This window comes from Novacetimonas hansenii (genome assembly GCF_014843995.1).
Classification (GTDB): domain Bacteria; phylum Pseudomonadota; class Alphaproteobacteria; order Acetobacterales; family Acetobacteraceae; genus Novacetimonas; species Novacetimonas hansenii.
In genome coordinates this window covers 1,020,966-1,044,460 of the sequence record NZ_CP062147.1, presented here as the reverse complement: position 1 = coordinate 1,044,460, position 23,495 = coordinate 1,020,966, and the positions used below count along the sequence as shown (strand labels likewise).

The window sequence follows — 23,495 nt, the reverse complement described above, 5'->3', positions numbered from 1 at the left end:
CTGGGCCGCTCCCACCTGTGCTCAGGGAAAGGCGGGGCAATCCCGCCCAGCCCTAGCCGGCCGCAGTCTGCGCCACGGGGGCCATACTGTCGGATGCAACGACCGGGGCGGGTTGCACAAGGCTGCTGACCGTGGGGTTAAACACCCGCAGGAAAGTACCCGGATGGATACCCATCCATAACGTCACCACCGCCAGGGGCACCAGCACCGCAAGTTCGGGGCCGGTCAGGTCCCGCAGGAGGGCGACCATACCCCCTGCCCCCTGCCCGAACATCACGCGGCGATACAGAACCAGCATATAAACCGCCCCGAGGATCATGCTCGACCCGCCAAGGAACGCCAGCCAGAAGGACACATGGATCGCACCGACCATCACCAGCAGTTCGCCCACGAACGCCCCTGTACCCGGCAGGCCGATATTGGCCATCACGAACAACATCGTCAGCGTCGCCAGCACAGGCATTTTGTGCGCGACCCCGGCAAAGGCCGAAATCTCACATGTTTCCGCACGCCATGACACGGCAGAGACACAAAAGAACAGTGCCGCGATCACGATACCATGGGACAGCATCTGGAAGATCGCGCCGTCGATTCCCTCTGGCGTCAGGGTGAACAGCCCGATCGCGATCACCCCCATATGGGAAAAGGAGGAATAGGCGATCACCCGTTTCATGTCCGTCTGCGCCAGCGCGATGATCGCGGCATAAATAACGGCCACAACGCCCAGCGTCAGGATATAGGGCGCAAACACCCGCGCCGCATCCGGGAACATCAGCACGCCAAAGCGCAGCAGGCCATAGGCCCCGGCCTTTGACAGTACGCCCGACAACATGACCGAGGCAGGGGTCGGGGCCTCGGTATAGGCATCGGGCAGCCATGCATGCAGCGGAAACAGCGGCAGCTTCACCCCAAATGCCAGGATGAACCCCGCCAGCAACCAGCCCTGCATCGCGTGGGAGAAGGAGGCATGCTGCAAGGCCGGGATATCGGTGGTGCCCGCCACGTTCCACATCACCAGCAGCGCGATCAGCATGAACAGCGACCCACCAAACGTGAACAGGAAGAACTGCAACGAAGCCCAGACACGTTTCGGCCCACCCCAGATCCCGATCATCAGGCTGCCGGGCAGGAGCGTCGCTTCATAGAAAACATAGAACAGCACGAGGTCCTGCGCGGAAAACAGGCCAATCAGCGTGGTTTCCAGCAGCAGCATCGCCACCATGTAATCACGCACCCGCGTATTCACCAATTTCCATCCGCCAATAATCGCAAGCGGAGTCAGGAAGGTAGAAAGCAGCACGAACATCAGGCTGATGCCGTCCACACCAGCATGGTACGACACGCCAAAGGCGGACGCCCATGTCGCACGCTGCTCGAACTGCAACCCGATATGGGTGGGATCGAACTGCACCCACATGACCACGGACAGGACGAACACGATCGCACTGGTCCACAACGCCACCCACCGCGCAGAGGTCTCGACCGCTTCGGTCGTACCTCGCGTCAGCATGATGGCCAGAACGCCCCCTAGGGGCAGATATGTGACGAGGGAAAGCAGGATCGGGTGCACGTCAGTCTCATCGCCATGGAAAGATGGACCGAACTTAGGGACATTACGGAAATGAAATCCAGCCGCCTGCCGCTCACGTTCTGCCGAGCAGGAGGCCCCAGACCCCCTGCACCCCCTTCTTACGCATCATGATGACAGCATGCGCCGCAACCTCAGCGACGGCCGAACATCCGCTCCAGATCGCCTTTTTCCAGCTTCAGCCACGTGGGCCGACCATGTGAACAGGTCCCGGCGCGCGGGGTTCGTTCCATGTCACGCAGCAGGGCGTTCATTTCCTCGTGTGTAAGGCGTCGGCCCGCCCGCACACTGCCATGACAGGCCATGCGTGCGATGATCGCATCCAGCCGCCCATCGACCGCCTGGGCCTGCGCCGGGGCCAGAAGTTCATCCTCCGCCAGTTCTTCTGCCAGGTCACGCAGCATCGCGGCCGCATCCCCCCCACCCAGCAGGGCTGGCACGGTGCGCACCATGACCGCATCGCCACCAAAGGCATCAATTTCGAGTCCCAGGGCTGACAGCGTATCGGCAAAGGACATCAGCAGGTCGGCCTGCCCCCTGGGCATGTTCACCACCTCGGGCAGTAGCAGGCGCTGCGCACGGATCTCACCGCCCAGATACTGCGCACGCAAGCGTTCGTGCGTCAGGCGTTCATGGGCCGCATGCTGATCCACCAGAACAAGTTCCCCCCGCGCGGTTTCCGCAAGGATATAGGTGCCCAGAACCTGCGCCACGGCAGCGCCAAGGGGGAAATCAGCCGCGGGTTCGGGATTAGGCGCAGGGGAGGACACAGCCCCTTGCACCGCGGGGATATCCGCCTCTGACCATCTGACCACCTGGCGCGCGCCCGGTGCGATATCCATCAGCGGCAGGCGGCGTTCGGCGACGCCTTCGGCCATCGGCGGTCCATCATCCCCATCCGGCGGAAATGGCGACATCAGCCCCGGCGATACCGGCGGGGCTGATGCTGGTTCAGGTGGATACCAGATGCGCGCCCCACCTGCGGGCCGCGACTGTAACAGGCCGGGCCGCACGCCTGCGACGCCCGCACCGATTCCCAATGCCCGGCCCAGCGCACCAATCACCAGCGCACGCACGGCCGCCGCATCGGCGTAACGCAGTTCGGTCTTGGCGGGATGGACATTGACGTCCACCTGCTCTGGCGGGATCTGCAATGACAGGGCCACGACCGCGTGGCGGCCATGTTCCATGACGTTGCGATACGCCACACGCACCGCCGTACGCAGCACCGGGTCCACCACCGGACGCCCGTTCACCAGCAGCAGTTGCCCATTGGCCGTCGCACGATGCACCGAAGGCGCGCAGATATAGCCCGACAGGCGCAGGTCCCCGCGCTCCGCCTCCACCGGGATCAGGCCATCGGCCTGCCCGGCATCCAGGATGGCCGCAGCCCGCGCCGCCATGTCCTGCGCCGGAAGGTCAAGGACGACACGTTGATCGAACTGCAGGCGGAAGGCCACATGCGGGGCCGACAGGGCAAGGCGGCGGACGGTGTTTTCCGCATGGCCCGACTCCACCCGCGCACTCTTGAGGAACTTGCGTCGCGCGGGGGTTGCAAAAAACAGGTCTTCCACCACGACACAGGTGCCCACCACCCCGGCACAGGGACGCGGTTCGTCCACCCGGCCCCCTTCGACGCGGATGGACCATGCGGTGGGCGCCCCTTGCGTGCGTGAGGTCACGTTAAGACGTGCCGCAGCCCCGATCGACGGCAGCGCCTCCCCACGGAAACCAAGGGTCGCGATCCGCACCAGCGTCTCGTCCGACAGCTTTGACGTGCAATGACGCTCCACCGCAAGGCGCAGGTCATCGGGCGTCATGCCGCAGCCATCGTCGATCACCTCGATACGTTCAATGCCACCATGCAGCAATGCGACCGAAATCCGCTGCGCCCCGGAATCGAGCGCATTTTCCACCAGTTCCTTGAGTGCCGCCGCCGGTCGTTCAATGACCTCGCCCGCCGCAATGCGGTTGACGACCTGTTCGGACAGGCGACGGATCACGGGACGGTCCGCGATGGGGGGATGTTCTGTCATAGGTGGCATCATGGACACCCCACCCCCACACCGCCAGCATGCGCAGCAAGGGTGCAGGGGCGCGGACGCACCTTCGTATCAGGGAAAATCAGGACCTGCCATCATGACGGCAGGTTACTTCTTGGGCGCGGCGGATACCGTCGGGGTCGCACCCTGCGTCAGGTTGCGGCCCAGAGCCGAATCCTCGCGCAGGCGGGCATTTTCGGCCTTGGCGTTGACAACGTTCCCTGCGCCACCCCCATGCCAGAACATCAGGTGATCGACAAAGCTCGTGCCCGCCTTGCCCAGTTCCCCCTTGTCCGGGGCGTTGGAGGCCTCGTTCGCCTCCCCCACCAGCGCGGTCTGTCCGGGGCTGTTATCACCATACGTGCCCTGCAGGGCGACGTTGGGCGACAGGGTTTCCAGCGCCTGCATGCGCGGGTTGGATTCCTGCGCGCGCTGGACCGCGGCACTGCTTGGCGCGCCAAGCTCGTCCGAGGGCGGCATCGACAGCGGCGTGCGCGTGGTTACGGTATATTCGTCGGGCATGCTGCGTTCGAGGCCAAACGCGCGTGAGACGTCCCCACCCGAACAGCCGGTCAGGGAAAGACCACCTGTCGTGACCAGCGCAAGAGTGAGGGTTCGAAAAGCCGTGGATGCCATGATTCGCCTATTACCGCCCATGCAACAGTTAGACAAGCACCGCTTTGACATTCTGTCCTATCCCCTGTCGCGATCGAGAAGATTATCAATAATCAGGATGGCCACGCCACAATCTATCGCCGCATCGGCAAGGTTGAACACCGGCCATGACCACCCGTACGCATGCAGGTGTACAAAATCCACCACGGCCCCGAACTGCAGCCGGTCTATGACATTGCCCACGGCCCCGCCCATGATCGCACCCAGCGCGCCCGCGACCCACGGGCGCGGCGTGCGCGACGCCCACAGCCCCAGGAGCACGACAATAAACAGCGCCACGACCGAAAAGATGACCCGACCGGCACTGCCTGCACCGCCCAACATCCCGAAGGTGATGGCATGGTTCCAGACCATGGTGAAATTCAGCCCCGGCAACAGGGCGACACTCTGCCGTCCCGGCAGATCATAACCGTGCAGCATCCAGTGCTTCGTGGCCTGGTCCAGGGCAAGGACCAGACAGAAGAACAGGACCGTCCAGCCCATTTTGCTGGCCCTGCGCCGACGTCGCGGCGTGGGTTCCAACATGCCAGATCCTGACATGACGGACGAACTCACGCCCGGCCCTGCACCACATCGGCACATCGCAGGCACAGTTGCGGATGGGCGGGCACGGTGCCCACCTCCTCCAGCACCTTCCAGCAGCGCGCGCATTTATGCCCTGTCGCCGCGCGGATGACCGGGCCGCCATGCGGCGCGCCCTGCGCATCGCCGGATGTGTCGAGATAGATCGACGCGCTGCCCGCCTCGATACTTATGTCAACCTGCGACACGATCGCGAGTTCGCACCAGTCCACATCGCCAAAGGCCGTGGCCTCATCCTCTGACAGGGGCAGCGTCACTGCGGCCTGCAGGGAAGATCCGACAACCCCGTCACGACGCGCGGCCTCGATCTCGGTCGTGATGATGCGCCGCACCCCGCGCAGCGTGGCCCAGCGATCCTCCAGCGCGGGCTGGTGCCATTGCGCCGGAATATCGGGAAAGGGCTGGAGATGGATGCTCTGCGTCGTGCCCGGCCGCGCCAGCCATGCTTCCTCTGCCGTAAAGACCAGCACCGGGGCCAGCCACGCGCACAGGCAGCGATGCAGGTGATCCAGAACCGTGCGCGCGGCGCGGCGCTTCAGGCTGCTGGCCGCATCGCAATAGATCGTATCCTTGCGCACGTCGAAATAGAACGCCGAAAGGTCGGCGGCGCAGAAACCATGCAGCGCGGGATAGACCCCCACCCATTCATGCGTCTCCACCGCGCGCGCCACCAGCCCGCCCAGTTCGCCCAGACGGTGCAGCACCCAGCGTTCGAGTTCGGGCAGGTCGTCATAAGCGACGCGCTCGTCCTCGGCAAAGCCATCCAGCGCACCCAGCAGCCAGCGCAGCGTATTGCGCAGGCGGCGATAAAGCTCGCCCTGCTGTTTGAGGATATCCTTGCCGATGCGCAGGTCTTCGTTGGTGTCGGAGTTCATGACCCACAGGCGCAGAATATCCGCGCCAAGCGAATCATTGACGTCCTGCGGCGCAATGACATTGCCCAGCGACTTGGACATCTTGCGGCCCTGCTCATCAAGGACAAAGCCATTCGTCACCAGCGTGCGGAAGGGCGCGATGCCCTTCGTCCCCACGCTTTCGAGCAGAGAGGACTGGAACCAGCCACGATGCTGGTCCGACCCTTCGAGGTAGACATCCGCAGGAAACGGCATGTCGCCATGGCCCAGCACAAAGGCATGGGTCGATCCGCTTTCGAACCACACATCGACGATATCGAACACCTGTTCGTAATCATCGGGGTTGCGCCCTTCGCCAAGGAAGCGCGACGCGGGCGAGGCATACCACGCGTCCGCGCCCTCGGCCGCGAATGCATCGACCACGCGCTTCATCACGGCGGCATCACGCAGGACCTCGCCCGTGCGCTTCTCCACAAACACGGCGATCGGCACACCCCAGGCGCGCTGGCGGCTGATGCACCAGTCGGGACGCCCTTCCACCATGGAGGTCAGGCGATTACGCGACTGCGCCGGGACGAACGTCACGTCATCAAGCGCCGCGAGCGCACGCTTGCGCAGCGCCCCTTCGCCATCCATGCGGATGAACCATTGCGGTGTCGCGCGATAGATGATCGGCGCGCGCGAACGCCATGAATGCGGATAGGAATGAACCAGCGTCGCACGCGCCACCAGCCCGGCCGGGGCCTGTCCCTCCTGCGCGGCATGACGCATGACGTCCTCCAGCGCGGTGCAGACCGGCTCCGCCGCCTTAAAGACGTGCTGCCCCGCGAACAGGGGCACCCAGTCGGCATAACGACCGTCATCCATCACCAGTTCGGTGATCTCCAGCCCGTGCTGGCGGCCAAGGTTGAAATCGTCCTCGCCATGCGCGGGGGCGGTATGGACCAGGCCCGTGCCCGCCTCGGTCGTGACATGGTCGCCCGGCAGGACCGGCACGTCGAAATCATACCCCTGACCACGCAGGGGATGGGCGCATACCGCCCCCTTCAGCGCATGACCGGGCAGGGTATAGAGCACATGATGCGCATTGACGCCTGCCGCCTTGCAGAACGGCTCGATCAGGTCTTCCGCCACCAGAACCTTCGATTCCGGTTCCAGCAGGGCGCCATCGGCCACGTCATCCACCCGCACCACGGCATAGGTGATGTCCGGGCCATAGGCGATGGCGCGATTGGCGGGAATGGTCCACGGCGTCGTGGTCCAGATGACCGCCGACACATCTTCAAGCGCATGGGCCGGGGTGGGATCATGGATAACGGGAAAGGCGACATGGATCGCGGTGGATTCATGGTCGCGATATTCGATCTCCGCCTCGGCCAGGGCGGTTTTCTCCACCGGGCTCCACATCACCGGACGCAGGCCGCGATACAGCAGGCCATTGAGCAGGAACCTGCCGATCTCCCCCGCGATTGCCGCCTCGGACGAGAAATCCATCGTGGCGTAACGGCGCGCCCATTCCGCCTGCACGCCAAGGCGGCGGAACTCGGCCGCCTGGATATCCAGCCATTTCTGGGCATAGGCACGGCATTCGGCACGGAACTGCAGGACGGGCACGCTGTCCTTGTCCTGTCCGCGCTTGCGGTATTCTTCCTCGATCTTCCATTCGATCGGCAGGCCGTGACAGTCCCAGCCCGGCACGTAATGGATGCCATAGCCCGACATGCGGTGTGCGCGGTTGATGACGTCCTTGAGGATCTTGTTCAGGGCATGGCCGATATGGAGATGGCCATTGGCATAGGGCGGCCCGTCATGCAGCATGAAGACCTGACGCCCCTGCGCCTGTTCAAGCAGGCTGTCGTCAAGCTTTTGTTCGGCCCAGCGCGCCAGCATCTCGGGCTCCCGCTTCGGCAGGCTGCCGCGCATGGGAAAGGAGGTGGTGGGCAGGAACACCGTCTCCCGATAGAGATCCTGTGGTTTTGACTCGGTCATGACCCTGTTTTCTGACTGCTTGATCCAAAGAAACATGGAGGGACGGGACACGCCCCGTACAACCGCAACGCAACCTTATGGGGAGGGTGCGGGCCTGCGGTCAAGCTTTCGCGACACCGACACGCCCCACCCGTCATGCCCCGCCTGTCGCCAGCAGGTAATCACGCGCGGCCTGCGTATCGCGCGCGATCTGCGCACGCAGGGCGTCAAGCCCGTCGAAACGACGCTCCTCCCGCAGCAGAGTATGCAGCGCAACCGACAGGGTCTGCCCGTACAGGTCCCCGTCGAAATCCAGCAGGTGGACCTCCAGTCGGCTGACCTGCCCGTCATTGATGGTGGGACGTCGGCCGATATTGGCGACACCGGGACAGACGCGCCCGTCGCCCATGCGCACACTGACGGCATAAACCCCGCGCGCCGGTTCCAGATGACGGCCCAGTGCGATATTCGCAGTGGGGAAACCCAGCAGGCGCCCGCGCTTGTCCCCATGTTCGACCTGCCCGCGGATCGACCATGCACGGCCGAGTTCGTCCGCCGCGCGTTCGGGATACCCTTCTTGCAGCAGGCGGCGGATACGGGTGGAGGAATATGGCCCCGCCGCATCGCACAATGCAGGCACGACCGTCAGCCCGATGCCAAGGTCATGCGCCTCCTGCGCAAGGAAGGCGACATCACCGCGCCTGCGATGGCCGAACGCGAAATCCGCGCCACAGGCGACATGCCGCACCCCAAGGCCCGCATGCAGGACACCGGTTACGAATTCCTCGGCACTCATGGCACTGAATTCAGGGGTGAAGGGAATCTGGAACACGTGCCGCACACCCAGCGCGACAAGCGCTGAGAACCGTTCATCAGGCAGGGTCAGGCGAAAGGGCGGATCCTGCGGGCGGAACAGTTCGCGCGGATGTGGCTCGAACGTCACGACCGCCAGTTCCCCTTCGGGCCGCGCGGCCCGCAACGTGCGCAGCAGGTGGGCATGGCCCAGATGCACCCCGTCGAAATTACCCAGCGCGGCGACCGTACCGCGCGCGGCGGCGGGAATGTCCCGCCAGTCGGTGTGAAGGTGCGCCTTCATGCCGGCACCGGCAATCCGAACATCCGCCCTGCCGCGATCAGGGTTGCGGCCACCGGGTGCGTGGTGCCCGCACATGTCGCATCCTCGGGCCGCACGATCTGGCAGGTGCGCAGCCCCGCCTGCGCCGCCGCATCCAGTTCGGCCACCACATCGGACAGGAACAGCACGTCGCCCGCCGCCCATCCGGCCCGTGCCACGATGTTGGCATAGCTCGACGCCACGCGTTTCCCCCCCATGGCAAGATCGTAGAAGCCGGAAAACAGGTCGGTGACGTCGCCGTCATCCGTATGACCATAAATCAGTTCCTGCGCCGCAACCGAACCGGACGAATAGACCGCAAGCACAACCCCGGCCGCCGCCCACAGACGCAGCACGGGCAGCACATCGGGATAAAGACGCGCACTGAGGTGCCCCGTGCGATAGCCCTGCGCCCATGCCATTCCCTGCAACGCCTTGAGCGGGGCGACCTTCTCGTCACGATCCATCCAGGCCTCAAGCTGCGCCAGCGGCGGCACACCGGGGGCAAGGCGGGCAATCTCCGCCACCTGCGCGCGGACCTGCGGGTCGTCCGCGTGATCGCGCAGCAATCCCGGCAACGCCTGCCGGGCATAGGGGAACAGCACGTCATGAACGAAGGAGACAGGAATGGTCGTCCCCTCGATATCCAGCAGGGCGACACGCGGTGGCATGAGGGGCGGGATATTGGGCGATACGGGATCAGACGGCAATTTCACACCCTTTATCATCATCGGCGGCGGCAAAACGGGTGGCGATATCATCGCCGGTATACCGTGCGATCCAGCCATCGGGGTTGGTAAAGACCCGCAACGCCACAAAATCGGGAACAGCCCCGCCATCGAACCAGTGGGGGATGCCCGCAGGCACCGAAATCAGGTCCCCCGCCGTGCAGCGCACATTGAACACCCGCCCGTCGGTATGCAGGACGAAATCACCCTGTCCATGCACGAAAAACCGGATCTCGTCCTCGTCATGGATATGTTCGCACAGGAATTTGCGCCGGGTGGCGTCCCACCCCTCGCCCGCGCCATGCATGCTGATGACATCGGCGGACCCCGCGCCCGTTTCCCCCATCAACTGATCGAGATAGGGGCGATATGCCGCCAGCACGTCCGCCGCCGGGGCGGTGCGTGCGGGGGTGACGGGGCTGTCCCATCGTTCGAAACGCACACCGATCGCACGCAGCACCTGCGCGATGCGCGCGGGATCTGTCGTGCGTTCGACCGGGGCGCCGGGCGCATCGTCACGATAAAGCGCAAGGCTGCTCATGGACGGATCTTTCGTTTCTCCAGCTCGCACGCCAGAAGGAATTCGAGCCCCTCCAGCCGGGCAAGGGCCATATCCATGTCATCCCCCCAGACATAGACACCATGCCCACGGATCACATAGCCAAGCGGCATGTCGGGCATGTACGGCGCAATGACACGGGCAAGGCGTGCGATATCCTGATCATTGTCGAACACCGGCAGGCGCAGGCTGGCCTCATGGGTCTTCTGCCCCTCGAACACCTTGAGCACTTCGTAACCCGCAAGGGTGATCGAATCCCCCGCCAGCATCGACAACACGGTGGAGGCCACGGAATGCCCGTGCAGAACAGCCCCGGTACGGGGCGAGGCTGCATAGACCTGACAATGCAGCAGGGTTTCGGCGCTGGGCCGGTCACCTGCATGCACGGGGGCGCCATCGGCCGTGACCTCGATCACACCATGGGGGGTCAACATGCCCTTGTGCCCGCCCGAACGCGTGATCGCGATCAGCCCGTCAGGCAGGCGGCGGCTGATGTTCCCCGCCGTTGCCGGCACCCAGCCAAAGCGGTCCATGCGACGGCCGGCTGCGATGATCTCACTGACAGCGACCGCGCGCGGGTCGGAAGAAATAACCTTATCCATCGAACCTTCACGCAATTTCGCGACTCACCACGTCACGCGATGCCCCCGCCCTGCGGGATGGCGTCGCGCGTTTTCATTTCACGTTCTGGCCCGACGGCTGCCCGCTTTCGCTGAAGCTTGCGTCGCGCTGTGGCGTGGCCGGACCTGAAATATGGCCGCCCGCGCCCTGCTGCGGCGGGGTGACGGGTTCATCGTCAGCCATGTTCTTCTTGAACGACTTGATACCGCGCGCCATGTCGCCCATCAGCGAGCTGATTTTGCCCCCGCCCCCGAACAGCACGAGCACGACCGCAAGAACGATCAGCCAATGTCCCCAGCTCAAGCTACCCATAACATCCTCGATTCCCGCGTCACCGACGCAAAAGCTGTTTTTCCCGTGACCCATGCCGCCATGGCATGCGCCAGGCACGTCCCCCCATCACATGAGGGCACGAACCCGTCCATGCAAGCATTGCCTCGCCGCTTTTGCGCCGCGCGATACCATATCGGCCCCGCCCCCGCGCATTACCTGAGCGGCAGAATGAAACCATATGCAGGATAGACACTTTTCCCCATGCCGTGAATGGGGCTCCACCAGACCTGCACCCGCGACCAGTCGTTGCGAGTCGAAACATCAATGACCGGGTCCGCCCGCCCGATGCGGCCGGGCACCCAGTTCGCCTGCTCCACAACGACCTCCCGCGGGCCACGGACGGACCGCACGACCGCGACATGCCCGTCAGGCAGCCGCCCCGTCGCGCGCAGCACCAGCACCGCGCCCGCGCGTGGGGCATGGGTGCGTGGATACTGCCCCGACGCCTGCGCCCACCAGCTTGCGGCCGCGCCACGCAGGTTCACGCCCGTCACCTGCCGGGCATAGGGCGCGCACTGCAACGCGCCATGCCAGCTTCCGCTGCCACTGCCGCCGCCTGCGCATCCGCCAACCACCGGCAGCACAGCCACCGCAAGGACACGCCCCAAACGCAGCAACATTCGCGTCCCACGCCCGCCATCACACGTCATGCGGATTTCATGCGCCATATGCGTTCCTCCGCCTCCTGCGCGTCCATGCCCAGCGCGCGACAGGCAATATCGCGCGAAAATCCCGATCGCGCCATCGCCTCCATCGCGCGGCGGTCACGCATGGTGGCTTCGTCATCGGTGCAGTCGGGGCTGATGAAGGGACCGGCCCGGCGCTTGCGCACGAATACCAGCGCCGCGGCCAGTTCGGTTTCATGCGCGCCCTCACCACGGGTGCCCAGCGTCTCTTCCATCGCCTGCGCCACCACCGATGCCGCCACGCCACGCGCCTGCAGGTGCGCGCCCACCGCGCGACGCGACCGCCCCGCCCGCGTCAGGGAACGGGCGCGCGATTCGCTGAAGCGCGCATCATCGACCGCCCCAAGCGCCTGCATATCCGCAATGACGGCGGCAATGTCGGGTGCGACGGCGGCGATGTGCTGCGTCACCAGCGACGGTTCCATGCCTTCCGCCTCCGCACGGCGGCCCCAGCGTTGCAGCACACGGCCCAGCATACGTTCCATGCCCGCAATGGTGGTGGCAAAGCGCGCGACATGGGCCAGCGCCGCCGCACGCAACGCCGCACGGTCGGGCGCGGGACCTGCCGGGGTGGGACGACGCGGCTCGCGCGCCACGCGCCGGGCGTGACGTGGGGACTTGCGCCGGGGGGGCGTGTCGGGGTCTGTCATGGCCTGCACTGTGCCATACCTTCCCCGCCCAAGGCGATATGCCACGGCAATCCGCCGTCCCGCGGCGCGATACACATCCTGACATACAAGCGTTGGGGCAATCCGTCACCCACACGCGATACGCAGCCGTGGACCATAACCACACGGCAGACCACCTGCCCCCACTCCCGCACCATAAACACGTGCCCGATAACACGTGCCCGTGAGTCATTGGCCTGTGGACATGACTTGAGGCCCCAGGGATATGGCAGGCCATGCAGGACTCCGTGGTTGCATTCATGTCATTTGGGCAATATTCTTTCCTATTCCGCGCGGCGTGGCGCGACCTGCATCCGGCAGGCCCCATGCCCACGGAAAGCATGAACGCGGCAAAGGCCCACCCCTGGCGGCGTGGGCTTTTCACGTTTTTCGCAAATGATTTTTCAATCCAAGCAACAGAAAACCACAAGGCAATTCCATGATTCCCGCCCTGATGCCGACATACAATCGCGCCGACCTCGCTTTCGAGCGGGGCGAAGGCGCCTGGCTGTACGCGGCGGACGGACGACGATTCTTGGATTTCGGGGCGGGGATCGCAACCTCCTCGCTGGGGCATAACAACCCCCACCTTGTCGCCGCCATCGCACAGCAGGCGGCACGGGTGATGCACGTCTCCAACCTGTACCGCATCCCGCAGGCCGAAAGGCTGGCCGAGCGACTCGTCGCGGCCAGCTTTGCCGACAGCGCCTTCTTCTGCAATTCCGGCGCCGAAGCAAACGAAGGCATGATCAAGATGATCCGCCGCGCACAGGCCAAGAGCGGCCATCCCGAGCGCGTGCGCATCATCTGTTTTAACGGCGCGTTCCACGGCCGCACGCTTGCGACGCTGGCGGCGACGGGCAATGCGAAATACCTCGACGGGTTCGGGCCAGTGGTGGACGGTTTCGACCATGTGCCGATGAACAACATGAACGCCGTACGCGCCGCCATCACGGCCGAAACGGCAGGCATCATGATCGAACCCATACAGGGCGAAAGCGGCGTCAACCCCGCCGATCCACGCTTTTTGCGGGAACTGCGCACCGCATGTGACGAATACGGCCTGTTCCTTGGCATGGATGAGGTGCAGTGCGGCATGGGCCGGACGGGCAAGCTGTTCGCGCATGAATGGTCGGGCATCACGCCAGACGTCATGTCCACGGCCAAGGGGATTGCCGGCGGCTTCCCCATGGGGGCGATCCTGGCGGTGGAAGACGTCGCCCGCCACCTGACAGCCGGCAGCCATGGCACGACATTCGGCGGCAATCCGTTGGCATGTGCCGCGGCGAACGCGGTCCTTGATGTCATCCTCGCCCCTGGTTTCCTTGATCAGGTGAATGCGCGTGGGAAAATGCTGTCGAAGGAATTCGACACCCTTGTCGCGCAATATCCCGACATTTTCGCCAGCCATCGCGGCCTTGGCCTGATGATCGGCCTGCACTGCGTGGCCCCGGTGGGCGTGGTACAGGACGCGGCGATGCATGAAGGTCTGCTCAGCGTCACGGCGGGGGGCAATGTCCTGCGCCTTGTTCCGCCCCTTACGATTACCGGGGAGGAATGCCGCATGGCAGGCGACATGCTGGCCCGCGCGGCGGTGCGCGCACGCGCCCACATGGCCGCCCAGACGGAGGACGTGGCATGAACGCGCTGTCCACCAACGCACCGAACCGGGCACAGCCGCGCCATTTCCTTGACCTGCGTGACCTCGATGCGGCCACCCTTCGCGCGATCCTTGACGTGGCGGCGGGTATCAAGCGCATGCAGCATGGGCGGGCGCGCCCGCTGCACCCACGCCTGCCGCTGCATGGGCGGATGCTGGGGCTTATGCTGTCCAAGCCCTCCACCCGCACGCGTGTCTCGTTCGAAGTCGGGATGCGCCAGCTTGGCGGTGATGTGATCCTGCTGTCGCCCGGTGACATGCAACTTGGCCGCGGGGAAAGCATCGCCGACACGGCGCGCGTGCTGTCACGTTTTGTCGATGCGCTGGTCCTGCGTACGGGTCGGACGCAAAACCTGCGTGAACTTGCGAAATGGAGCAGCGTGCCCGTCATCAACGGCCTGACACCGGATTCCCATCCGGTGCAGATCCTGGCCGACATCATGACGTTCGAGGAACATCGCGGTCCGATCACGGGACGGACGCTGGCATGGGTGGGGGATGGCAACAATGTCGCCACTTCCTTCATCGAGGCCGCAGCCCTGTTCGGCTTTCGCCTGCGCCTTGCCACGCCGCCGACGCACCTGCCCTGCACACGCGCGGTGGAATGGGCACGTGCGCAGGGTGCGGACATCACGGTGGGCACGGATGCCATGACGGCGGTGGCCGGGGCGGATGCGGTCATTACCGATACATGGGTCAGCATGTCCGACAATGCATCGGAACAGCGGGCGCATGCGTTCGAACCCTATCGCGTGGATGCCGCACTGATGGCACGCGCGGCCCCCGATGCCCTTTTCCTGCACTGCCTGCCTGCCCATATAGGCGAGGAAGTTACCGCTGACGTCTTCGACGGCCCCAATTCCGTGGTCTTCGACGAAGCGGAAAACCGCCTGCACGCACAAAAAGGCCTGCTGGTCTGGGCCCTGTGTGGCGATGACTGGCAGAGCTTTGGAAAGGAAACGCCCTGACATGACCGGCCCCGCGCAACAGCCCACCCTGCCCAGCACGACCGAAGATACCGCCAGCGTTCCCGGCTGGGTGGAAAAAAGTGTCAATGACATTTTCGCGGCCCTGCCGGGCGCGGGGCCGCAACTTGACGCCCTGCGCGATTCCTACCTCGACTGCCTTGCCGGGGCGGGACGCGGGCAGGATATCGATGCGGAACATGACACCTGCCGTCTGGCACTGCTCGATCAGGTGACGCAGGGCAAGCTGCTTGATACCGCGACAACGCAGGTCCTGACCCAGCGCCTTGAGGCGCTGGAGGCGGACATTACCGCCAACCTGTGATGCGCGGCGCGCACAAGGATGTATGCAGGGTGGTATATGCAGGGATAAGGGGCACCATCCCGTGCCCCCATCAGCACCCGGCACCCCTGACGCCATGCCTGCCGGGGCTGTGTGCATGACGGTCACATTGCGTCGTGATCGCCATGCCTCTGGTCATATGCCTCGGGTCATATGTTCCTGCCTTCATGCTTTCCGATCGTGCGCTTTCCCGCCATACGCCCTTCCTGTCATGCCTGCCGAGATCTGACGTCATATGATTGATACACCTGCCTTCCTTGACACCAACCGTCCCGACACCCCCAACCTAGTGGTGGAACAGGGGGTTGTGCCCTTCTACCTTGCCAGCCGTCCGGTACGTGGCCGCCTTGTGCGGCCGGGCGTGCTGACGGACACGCTTCTGACGCGCCATGACAACCCCGACGTGGTTCTGCGTCTGGCGGGCGAGGCACTGGCCCTGGTGGCGGGTCTGGCCTCAGCACTGAAATTCAGGGGATCGTTTTCACTTCAGGCGAAAGGTGACGGACCGATCTCGCTGCTGGTGGCGGACTGCACCGATGCGGGTGCATTGCGTTTCCATGTCCGGTCCGATGATGAAAAAGTCGCGGCCCTGCTGCGCGATCATCCCCATCCCACGGCGGCGCAACTGCTGGGGGGCGGCTATCTTGCCTTCAGCGTGGATCAGGGGCCGGATACCGACATCCATCAGGGCATCGTGGAAATCAGGGGAGAGAGCCTGTCGGACATGGCAGCGCACTACTTCACCACCAGCGAACAGCATGCCTGCTGGGTGCGCCTTTACTGTCACAAGGGGGATGCGGGATGGCGTGCGGGCGCACTGATCCTTGAACGCATCGCGACGGAAGGGGGGCATACCTCCGACGATGCCCCCGAAGATGGCGACGATGCGTGGGAGACAGCGACGACGCTGGCCTCCACCCTGACGGAGGCGGAAATCCTGAACGACAGCCTGTCGTCGGAGACGCTGCTTTATCGCCTGTTCCACAGCGAAGACCCGTGCATCGGCCACCCCCGCGCCCTGGCGTTCGGTTGCCGGTGCAGCCGCGCACGGCTCGCGGGTATCCTCGAAACCTTCCCGACCGACGACCTTGATCACATGGCCGAAGACGGGACGATCACCATGAACTGCTCCTTTTGCAACCATGCCTTCCACTTCCAGCGCGAAGAAGTCGGGCGCGACGCCGCATAGGCACGGGTCGCGCCGCACTTCGCTGTCGCGCGGATGGCGGAATGTGGCATGGTAGATGACGTTTCAACATGACCAGTCGCGCATCCGGACATGGACCGGGGCGCCAGAGCTTTTCCGGGAAATCCGTTCATGCATCCGCACTGCCTGTCCCTCCCCCGCATGTCCCGCATCACCCGGCCCGCGCGCATGCTGCGCCTGATGGCGCTGGGCCTGCCGCTTGTCATGCTTGGCGCATGCCATAGCGACCAGCAGCAGCCCACCATGACCTTCACGCCACTCAGCTACAGCAGCCTTGCGCCGCTGCCGCTGAATGTCGCCAGCATTTCCGTGGTGGACCGGGGACAGCCCGGAATGGTGCCCGGCGACCTGTCGGGTCGCGCGCCCACCCCGCCGGATCAGGCGCTCAAGCAGATGGCGCATGACCGCCTGATCGCATCGGGCACCGGCGGACATGGCGTGTTCACCATCGACCGTGCCTCCATCCTGCATGAACCGGGTGGCATCCTTGACGGACAGATGAACGTCCACCTTGACGTCGTATCCGCCGATGGTCAGCGCAGGGGATATGCCGTGGCGCAGGTCACACGTTCCTTTGACCCGGGAACGCGCAAGGACGGCAATACCGATACGGCGTCGAACCTGTATGATCTGGTCAACCAGATGATGCAGGACATGAACCGGGAACTGGAAACGCAGATCCGCAATAACCTTGGCAACTGGCTGACAACTGCCCCGGTCACGGGCGCGGTGTCGGAACAGTCGCTGGATGGTGCATCCGCCCCCCTCGCAACACAGACCGTCACCATGCCGATGCCCAACACGACATCGAACACATCCGTCCCAACCGTGACCACGACACCCGCCGCCACGACACCGGCGGCCACCACATCCGCCCCCCCGGCCGCCGCAAGCGAAGGGCCGGATGCGATCTTCCCCGACGGATATTCATCCGACACAGCCACCACCACGAAACCTGCGCGCCAGCTTTCCCCGAAACCCGGGTACCTGACCCTGCCCGCGGGCAGCAGCGGTAATTGAGCCGTAATCACGGCTCCGGGCTGACCTAACGGCCCCAGCAATGTTTCAAAGGGCGTCACCAACATGAAAAAGGCGACGCCCCAATTCCTGTGCATTGCGCAGATGGCCCGAAAGCAGACATTGATAAGAAAAGCATTGATAGACCCGGCTCAACGGGCGATCGAAACCATGAAATATTTGCAAAAACACCGTATATTCAAACAATAATACAACGGACGGAAAGTTTTTATTTCTTTAAAACGGGTTATTTTTTGAAAAAATAAATTATAATATGGATTTAAATAAATTTATTTAATATAACTTATTAAAATATACTTCTATTTTAAGTAAGGGGCGGATATATTGTTTTGATTTCTCAATCACAATTTATGGTCATGAGGTTGGGGATATTTGCCTCCAGCCTCATGAGATTTGATCCCAACGAATCTTTATTTTCTGCCAAAAACTACTCAAACCGCTTTTTGCGTCAGACTTGATAACATCCTGAAATCATAAAGGTTTTTGGTGAAGCTTTTTCCAAAAAGCTTCAGAAGACGCCGCCTTTTTGAAAAAAGGCGGCACCCAAAAACTTTTCTTGTTTTCTATCAATGATTTGCTTCCCAACAATCTCTTAAGAATAGATGCGGGTTTTTCCCAATACGCATGATGTTTTGCAAAACATGCCTCGCCACGACTTCCTGATGACTGCGCGATATTGCCCGCGATGTCTTCAGGCACCGGCGTCTCGACGATGGGCGGGAAGGTCTTCTTCCCGCCCGTTTTTTATTGCGCGCCGATCGTATGCAGCACCAATCCCGGCGTCAGGACCTGCGGCAGGACGACACCATCCCCATGCGCGGGATAATAGACATATAGCGGCACGCCATCGCGCCCATGATCGTGCAGGAACGCACTGATTGCCGCATCACGCCCGGTCCAGTCGCCCTTCATGTACACCACCCCCTGCCGGGCAAAGGCATCGCGCACCCGCTGCGGTGACAGGGCAACACGTTCATTCACCAGACACGAAATGCACCATGCCGCCGTCATGTCGATAAAGACGGGACGTCCCTGCGCACGCAACGCATCCAGCCGCGCCTGTGAAAAGGCTTCGACCCCATCGGCAGGATGTGCGGCGCCGCTCCCGCCGCCCTGCGGCGCAAGCGCGGGGGGCACCATCGTGACGCCCCCGACCGCAAGCGCCACGGCAAGCAGCGCCCCCCCCCGGCAGAACAGGACCATACCATCACGCCCCCCCCGACCGGCCATCACCATGTCCTGTGCCTGCCGCACAAGCCAGGCCGCGAATGCGACAAGTACCATTCCCCCCGCCAGCAGAGGCACCGCAACCTGCCCGCCCTGCAACGTTGCGACCCATGCCAGCCAGACGCATGTCGCCAGCATGGGAAAGGCCAGCGCCTGACGCACGATTTCCATCCATGCCCCCGGTCGCGGCAGCCGCCGCACCAACCCCGGCACCGCCGCAAGCAGCAGGTACGGCGCGGCAAGGCCCAGCCCCATGGCGACAAAGATCGCAATCCCCGCTACCGGCGACGCCGACAGCGCACCCGCGATGGCCGCCCCCATGAACGGGGCCGTGCATGGCGTCGCCACCACAACCGCCAATACCCCGGTCAGGACATCGCCCATATGTCCCGACAGCCGTCCCGCGCCACCAAGGGCCGCAATCCCGGTGCCAAAGGAAAAGACCCCCAACAGGTTGAGCGAAATGGCGAACAGCAGCCAGCACATCAGCATGACGAACGTGACTGACTGAAACTGGAAACCCCATCCCACCGAATCCCCGGCCATGCGCAGCCCCACGATCAGCGCACCGAGCACGACAAAGGCCACGACAATCCCCGCCGCATACAGCGCCGCCCCGACCAGCGCCGCGCGCCGTTCCCCCTGCGCCATGCGTTCAAGCGACAGGATCTTCATCGCCAGCACCGGAAAGACACAGGGCATCAGATTCAGGATCATGCCCCCCGCAAACGCCAGCGCCAGCAGGCGCGCCAGCCAGACAACACGTCCCCCATGCGCCGTCCCCACCATCAGGGGCGGGCCGCCCGGGTGCGCCGTAACCGCCAATGCCTGTTCCCGTCCCGATACGTCGCGGATCACCACGATGCCCGGCAATGCCGCATCACGATGGAACCCGTCCGTCACCTTCAGCCCCAGTTGCAGCAGGCCATCACGCACATGCAGTACCTGCGGTGCGTCATGGTCGATCTGCCCCGGCTGTTCGGGCATAAACCACGCATCACGCACCATCGCAGGCGACAGCCCCTCCCCCGACAGCGAAAGCGTGCCATCGGGTGCGATCGCCGCGGCAAAGGGCGACGCCACGGGACGCTGCGCCGCGGCACGCGCAAATAGCGGCGCCTGGGGCGAGGGATAAAGCGGCGCACGTGGCAGGGTCATTGTAAACTGCGCATGTTCGGGCACGCACACCGTGGCGCAGACCAGCCAGTCGGCCGTGGCCTCCACCACCATGTCCGTGCCCTCTTTCGCCTCCTGCGGTTGCAGGCGCACCGGCAGCACGACATCACCGGTATAGGCATAGGACATCAGCGGCCCGTCACGCAGCCGTTGCGGAACGGGCCATTCAATCGGCCCCCCCTCTCCCACCGCACCGCCCGAGGCATGCACCGCCAGCGTCACCGCCTCCCCCGCGTCACCGGGATTGAGCCAGTAGGTGTGCCATCCGGGGGCGAGTTGCAGGCGCAGGCCGAAATGCATGTCCTGTCCCGGCATGAAGCTGTCGCTGTCGCTCAACAGCGTCGCCGTGCCATGCGGGCCAGATACCGATGTGCTTTGCGCCGCATGCGCGGGACACGACAGGGCGGGAAGCAGGACAGGAACAAGACCTGTCATGACGCACAGGGCGGACAGGAACAAGACGAACGGTAAGCGCAGGATTGCCAAGCAGGGATACTCCGTCAGCATAAATCGGGGGCGCGCCACGTGGGGACCACGGGACAGGCGCGATCATCATAGACCGTGCGAATTATAATGAGGATGATAATCCTGTCTCCATCCACCTGCCCGAAAACCCCGTCATCCCGACACCGGGTCATCATAACGCCTGCCATAACGCCTGGTCATTGCCGCACAGGGCGCACGCGCGCCATAAAGCATGCCATGACGTCCGATCCCTCCCCCCAGCACCCGCTTTTCCCTGCCGACCTGTTCGCGTCCGGCCCTTCTGTCGTGGAGGGCCTGCCCGTGGCGGAGGCGCTGCCCCGCCTGCGTGCCGCGTTGCATGACGGGACGAACGCGGTGCTGGTGGCCCCGCCCGGCGCGGGCAAGACGACGCTGGTGCCGCTGGCTCTGCTTGCGGCCCCATGGCGCGGGGATGGGCGTATCGTGATGCTTGAACCCCGCCGCCTGGCCGCGCGCGCCGCCGCACGGCGGATGGCCACCCTGGTGGGGGAGGAACCCGGCGGTCTGGTCGGATATCGCACGCGGCTGGATGGCGCCGCCTCCGCCGCCACACGAATCGAGGTCGTGACAGAAGGATTGCTGGTGCGCCGCCTGCTGTCGGACCCGACGCTCGATGGGGTGGCGTGCGTTATCTTTGATGAAATCCATGAACGCTCCGTCGATGCGGATGCGGCCCTTGCCTTCTGCCTTGACCTGCAACGTGAACTGCGGCCTGACCTGCGGCTGGTGGCGATGTCGGCCACGACCGATGCCGCAACCCTGTCACAACGGATGGACGCACCTGTCATCGACAGCGCGGGGCGGATGTTTCCCGTCGATATCCGCCACGCCCGCCACGACATTCCCCACCAACGCGACCTGCCCGATGCCATGGCGCGCGCCATCCGCGCCGCACTGGCGGAGGAAGAAGGCAATATCCTCGCCTTCCTGCCCGGCGTGGGCGAGATCCGTCGCACACAGGCCGCCCTGAGCGCGTCCGGTGCGCAGGCGGGGGTAGAAATCCTGCCGTTATATGGCGAACTGCCGCCTGCGGAGCAGGATTACGTCCTGTCCGCCGAAGGCGGGCGGGCGCGCCGGGTCATCCTGTCCACCTCCATCGCGGAAACATCGCTGACGGTGCCGGGGGTGCGCATCGTCATTGATGGTGGATTCCGCCGCACGCCACGCCTTGATGTCGGCACGGGCCTGACGAAGCTGGAGACGGCGCGCATCTCCCGCGCGGCTGCGACACAGCGCGCCGGTCGCGCGGGACGCGAAGCCCCCGGAATCGCGATCCGCCTGTGGAGCGAGACGACCACCCGCGCCATGCCCCCCCATGACCGGCCCGAGATCATGGAGGCCGAACTGACGGGCCTGCGGCTGGATACGGCGGCATGGCAGGCGGCGATGGGCACCATGCCCGCTGCGCTGCCCTTTGCCGATACGCCCCCCAACGGCGCGTTCGAGGCCGCGCGCGGCCTGCTTGAAGCGCTCGGCGCGCTGTCGGCGGATGGGCAGATTACGCAGGCGGGTGTGCAGATGGCGCAACTGGGCGCGCATCCGCGCCTTGCTGCGATGATGCTGGCCGCGCGGACACCGGATGAAGCCGCACTGGCTGCTGACCTTGCGGCCCTGCTGGAGGAACGCGACCCGCTGCGCCCACGCCCGTCGGGCCGGGGGCCGGGCGGTACCACCATCCCGCCCGCCGATATCCGCCTGCGCCTTGACCTGATTGCCGGGGGCGAACATCCCGCCGCCGACCGTGGCGCCCTGTCACGCATCCGCCAGGCCGCGCGACAATATCGCCGCCGCATGGGAATCGGACGCGACGTGGAAGCACGGGGAGACTGCGCGGCGCTGCTTGCGGCGGCCTTTCCCGACCGTATCGCCCAACGACGCGGGGATATCGGCTCCTTCCGCCTGTCGGGCGGGGGCAGCGCGCGTATGGGCAAGACAGACACCCTCGCCACCCTGCCCCTGCTGGCGGTGGCGGGACTGCATGTGCGCACCGCATGCGAAATCCGCCTTGCGGCGCCACTCGACCCCGATAACCTGCCCGACAGCGTCCTTGCACGTGCGCATGAACAGGTGGAAACCACCATTGACCCGACCACCGGCGGTGTCATGGCACGACGCAGGCTGCGGCTAGGGGCATTGGTGTTACGCGACCGCACGGTCACGGCAGACGCGGCGGAGGTGGCAGACCTGCTGCTGCGTCAGGTTGGACAGAACCTGGCCGCCGCGTTTGAATGGACCGACGCATGCCGGCAGTTACAGGCGCGTGTCGCCCTGGCGCGCGGGGAACTGGGACGCAGCGACCTGCCCGACATTTCCGACCCTGCCCTTGCGGCGGACGTAGGCGCGTGGCTTGGCGCATGGGTGGGCGGCATGTCACGGATGAGCGAAATCCGCGCCCTTGACCTGATGGCGGTGCTGCGCGCGATGATTGCGCACGACGCCCTGCGCTGGCTGGACCGGACGCTGCCACCTGCGCTTGACCTGCCGGGGGGACGGGTGGGGATTGACTACCTCCAGCCCGTACCACTCGCTTCCGCGCGGGCACAGACCTTCTATGGCCTGTGCGAGACGCCGAAGCTGGCGGATGGTCGTATCGGGCTGCGGATCGCGCTGCTGTCCCCTGCCGGGCGGCCACAGGCGATCACCGCCGACCTTGCCGGGTTCTGGGCCGGATCATGGGCGGACATGCGCCGTGACATGCGCGGGCGCTATCCCCGCCATGACTGGCCTGAGGACCCGGCACACGCACAGCCATCGCAACGCCCGGCGCGACGCGGCGCATGAGGCGGGCGTGTGTCAGGAACATGCAGCAGAAACATGCGCGACAAATACGTACGAAGGGCGCGTAAGCAGGAAACGCACCATCAGGACAAAGGGACAGGGCGATACGGGAAGCCCGGACATGGGGAGCCTGACACTGGGAACGTAATACTGGGAACGTGACAGGGGGAACGTGACAG

20 protein-coding genes are annotated in these 23,495 nt (G+C 64.6%); 6 read left to right on the top strand and 14 right to left on the bottom strand.

All coding sequences use genetic code 11. From position 1 onward, the window contains the following. Positions 1-52 precede the first annotated feature (52 nt). The 12 genes from IFJ82_RS04490 to IFJ82_RS04435 form a co-directional block, all read right to left on the bottom strand. A complete protein-coding gene (locus IFJ82_RS04490; protein ID WP_192265744.1) occupies positions 53-1,570 on the bottom strand; it encodes a complex I subunit 4 family protein in 1,518 nt (505 codons plus the stop codon). Between the two features lie 152 nt (positions 1,571-1,722). After that, complete coding sequence (mutL, locus tag IFJ82_RS04485) at positions 1,723-3,624, bottom strand: DNA mismatch repair endonuclease MutL (protein ID WP_192265743.1); 1,902 nt, start codon at positions 3,622-3,624, stop codon at positions 1,723-1,725. A 114-nt stretch (positions 3,625-3,738) separates the two neighbouring features. Further along, complete coding sequence (locus tag IFJ82_RS04480) at positions 3,739-4,266, bottom strand: DUF3035 domain-containing protein (RefSeq protein ID WP_003622294.1); 528 nt, start codon at positions 4,264-4,266, stop codon at positions 3,739-3,741. A gap of 57 nt (positions 4,267-4,323) precedes the next feature. Further along, on the bottom strand, positions 4,324-4,788 hold the full coding sequence (gene lspA, locus IFJ82_RS04475) for a signal peptidase II (RefSeq protein ID WP_040513031.1): 465 nt from the start codon (positions 4,786-4,788) through the stop codon (positions 4,324-4,326). A gap of 68 nt (positions 4,789-4,856) precedes the next feature. Continuing rightward, positions 4,857-7,730, bottom strand: a complete 2,874-nt coding sequence (ileS, locus tag IFJ82_RS04470; RefSeq protein WP_192265741.1) for an isoleucine--tRNA ligase — start codon at positions 7,728-7,730, stop codon at positions 4,857-4,859. Positions 7,731-7,863: 133 nt separating this feature from the next. Beyond that, entirely contained in the window at positions 7,864-8,805 is a 942-nt protein-coding gene (locus tag IFJ82_RS04465; protein ID WP_003622287.1) for a bifunctional riboflavin kinase/FAD synthetase, read from the bottom strand. Beyond that, the gene (mtnC, locus tag IFJ82_RS04460) at positions 8,802-9,494 is read right to left on the bottom strand and encodes an acireductone synthase (protein WP_062809985.1); all 693 of its coding nucleotides are present in this window, start codon (positions 9,492-9,494) and stop codon (positions 8,802-8,804) included. The genes IFJ82_RS04465 and mtnC overlap by 4 nt, the downstream gene beginning before the upstream one ends. A gap of 28 nt (positions 9,495-9,522) precedes the next feature. Continuing rightward, positions 9,523-10,092 carry a 1,2-dihydroxy-3-keto-5-methylthiopentene dioxygenase gene (locus IFJ82_RS04455; protein ID WP_062809379.1) on the bottom strand — a complete coding sequence of 190 codons (570 nt, stop codon included), beginning with the start codon at positions 10,090-10,092 and terminating at the stop codon, positions 9,523-9,525. Continuing rightward, complete coding sequence (locus IFJ82_RS04450) at positions 10,089-10,712, bottom strand: methylthioribulose 1-phosphate dehydratase (protein WP_062809986.1); 624 nt, start codon at positions 10,710-10,712, stop codon at positions 10,089-10,091. Before IFJ82_RS04450 ends, IFJ82_RS04455 begins: the two co-directional genes overlap by 4 nt. Positions 10,713-10,785: 73 nt before the next feature. Beyond that, positions 10,786-11,043 carry a twin-arginine translocase TatA/TatE family subunit gene (locus IFJ82_RS04445; RefSeq protein ID WP_040513023.1) on the bottom strand — a complete coding sequence of 86 codons (258 nt, stop codon included), beginning with the start codon at positions 11,041-11,043 and terminating at the stop codon, positions 10,786-10,788. Positions 11,044-11,216: 173 nt separating this feature from the next. Next, the gene (locus IFJ82_RS04440; RefSeq protein ID WP_040513019.1) at positions 11,217-11,684 is read right to left on the bottom strand and encodes a CHAP domain-containing protein; all 468 of its coding nucleotides are present in this window, start codon (positions 11,682-11,684) and stop codon (positions 11,217-11,219) included. A gap of 26 nt (positions 11,685-11,710) precedes the next feature. Then, a complete protein-coding gene (locus IFJ82_RS04435) occupies positions 11,711-12,400 on the bottom strand; it encodes a regulatory protein RecX (protein WP_192266335.1) in 690 nt (229 codons plus the stop codon). 457 nt (positions 12,401-12,857) lie between these two features. Here IFJ82_RS04435 and IFJ82_RS04430 point away from each other — a divergent pair, with 457 nt between their 5' ends. From IFJ82_RS04430 to IFJ82_RS04410, 5 genes are all read left to right on the top strand, one after another. Beyond that, entirely contained in the window at positions 12,858-14,060 is a 1,203-nt protein-coding gene (locus IFJ82_RS04430) for an aspartate aminotransferase family protein (RefSeq protein ID WP_192265739.1), read from the top strand. Next, positions 14,057-15,046: an ornithine carbamoyltransferase gene (gene argF / locus IFJ82_RS04425; protein WP_003622272.1), complete on the top strand. Its 990-nt coding sequence runs from the start codon at positions 14,057-14,059 to the stop codon at positions 15,044-15,046. Before IFJ82_RS04430 ends, argF begins: the two co-directional genes overlap by 4 nt. Position 15,047: 1 nt before the next feature. Then, complete coding sequence (locus IFJ82_RS04420; RefSeq protein ID WP_003622270.1) at positions 15,048-15,368, top strand: hypothetical protein; 321 nt, start codon at positions 15,048-15,050, stop codon at positions 15,366-15,368. 253 nt (positions 15,369-15,621) lie between these two features. Continuing rightward, positions 15,622-16,575 (top strand): Hsp33 family molecular chaperone HslO, encoded by a 954-nt coding sequence (gene hslO, locus IFJ82_RS04415; RefSeq protein WP_003622266.1) that lies wholly within the window; start codon positions 15,622-15,624, stop codon positions 16,573-16,575. Between the two features lie 129 nt (positions 16,576-16,704). Continuing rightward, complete coding sequence (locus IFJ82_RS04410; RefSeq protein ID WP_192265738.1) at positions 16,705-17,613, top strand: hypothetical protein; 909 nt, start codon at positions 16,705-16,707, stop codon at positions 17,611-17,613. Between the two features lie 489 nt (positions 17,614-18,102). Here IFJ82_RS04410 and IFJ82_RS04405 read toward each other — a convergent pair whose 3' ends face one another. Together IFJ82_RS04405 and IFJ82_RS04400 are read right to left on the bottom strand one after the other, a co-directional pair. Then, positions 18,103-18,330, bottom strand: coding sequence for a hypothetical protein (locus IFJ82_RS04405; RefSeq protein ID WP_192265736.1), 228 nt, complete (start codon positions 18,328-18,330; stop codon positions 18,103-18,105). Between the two features lie 45 nt (positions 18,331-18,375). Further along, positions 18,376-20,541: a protein-disulfide reductase DsbD family protein gene (locus IFJ82_RS04400; RefSeq protein ID WP_192265734.1), complete on the bottom strand. Its 2,166-nt coding sequence runs from the start codon at positions 20,539-20,541 to the stop codon at positions 18,376-18,378. A 195-nt stretch (positions 20,542-20,736) separates the two neighbouring features. Between IFJ82_RS04400 and hrpB the strand changes: the two genes are divergently transcribed. Next, entirely contained in the window at positions 20,737-23,319 is a 2,583-nt protein-coding gene (gene hrpB / locus IFJ82_RS04395) for an ATP-dependent helicase HrpB (protein ID WP_192265733.1), read from the top strand. Positions 23,320-23,495: the final 176 nt, after the last annotated feature.

Bases quoted from the DNA above. Each gene is read 5' to 3' on its own strand.
- mutL (WP_192265743.1), bottom strand. From the start codon at position 3,624: ATGACAGAACATCCCCCCATCGCGGACCGTCCCGTGATCCGTCGCCTG.
- IFJ82_RS04480 (WP_003622294.1), bottom strand. From the start codon at position 4,266: ATGGCATCCACGGCTTTTCGAACCCTCACTCTTGCGCTGGTCACGACA.
- lspA (WP_040513031.1), bottom strand. From the start codon at position 4,788: ATGGGCTGGACGGTCCTGTTCTTCTGTCTGGTCCTTGCCCTGGACCAG.
- ileS (WP_192265741.1), bottom strand. From the start codon at position 7,730: ATGACCGAGTCAAAACCACAGGATCTCTATCGGGAGACGGTGTTCCTG.
- IFJ82_RS04465 (WP_003622287.1), bottom strand. From the start codon at position 8,805: ATGAAGGCGCACCTTCACACCGACTGGCGGGACATTCCCGCCGCCGCG.
- mtnC (WP_062809985.1), bottom strand. From the start codon at position 9,494: ATGCCACCGCGTGTCGCCCTGCTGGATATCGAGGGGACGACCATTCCT.
- IFJ82_RS04455 (WP_062809379.1), bottom strand. From the start codon at position 10,092: ATGAGCAGCCTTGCGCTTTATCGTGACGATGCGCCCGGCGCCCCGGTC.
- IFJ82_RS04450 (WP_062809986.1), bottom strand. From the start codon at position 10,712: ATGGATAAGGTTATTTCTTCCGACCCGCGCGCGGTCGCTGTCAGTGAG.
- IFJ82_RS04445 (WP_040513023.1), bottom strand. From the start codon at position 11,043: ATGGGTAGCTTGAGCTGGGGACATTGGCTGATCGTTCTTGCGGTCGTG.
- IFJ82_RS04440 (WP_040513019.1), bottom strand. From the start codon at position 11,684: ATGTTGCTGCGTTTGGGGCGTGTCCTTGCGGTGGCTGTGCTGCCGGTG.
- IFJ82_RS04435 (WP_192266335.1), bottom strand. From the start codon at position 12,400: ATGACAGACCCCGACACGCCCCCCCGGCGCAAGTCCCCACGTCACGCC.
- IFJ82_RS04430 (WP_192265739.1), top strand. From the start codon at position 12,858: ATGATTCCCGCCCTGATGCCGACATACAATCGCGCCGACCTCGCTTTC.
- argF (WP_003622272.1), top strand. From the start codon at position 14,057: ATGAACGCGCTGTCCACCAACGCACCGAACCGGGCACAGCCGCGCCAT.
- IFJ82_RS04420 (WP_003622270.1), top strand. From the start codon at position 15,048: ATGACCGGCCCCGCGCAACAGCCCACCCTGCCCAGCACGACCGAAGAT.
- hslO (WP_003622266.1), top strand. From the start codon at position 15,622: ATGATTGATACACCTGCCTTCCTTGACACCAACCGTCCCGACACCCCC.
- IFJ82_RS04410 (WP_192265738.1), top strand. From the start codon at position 16,705: ATGCATCCGCACTGCCTGTCCCTCCCCCGCATGTCCCGCATCACCCGG.
- IFJ82_RS04400 (WP_192265734.1), bottom strand. From the start codon at position 20,541: ATGCTGACGGAGTATCCCTGCTTGGCAATCCTGCGCTTACCGTTCGTC.
- hrpB (WP_192265733.1), top strand. From the start codon at position 20,737: ATGACGTCCGATCCCTCCCCCCAGCACCCGCTTTTCCCTGCCGACCTG.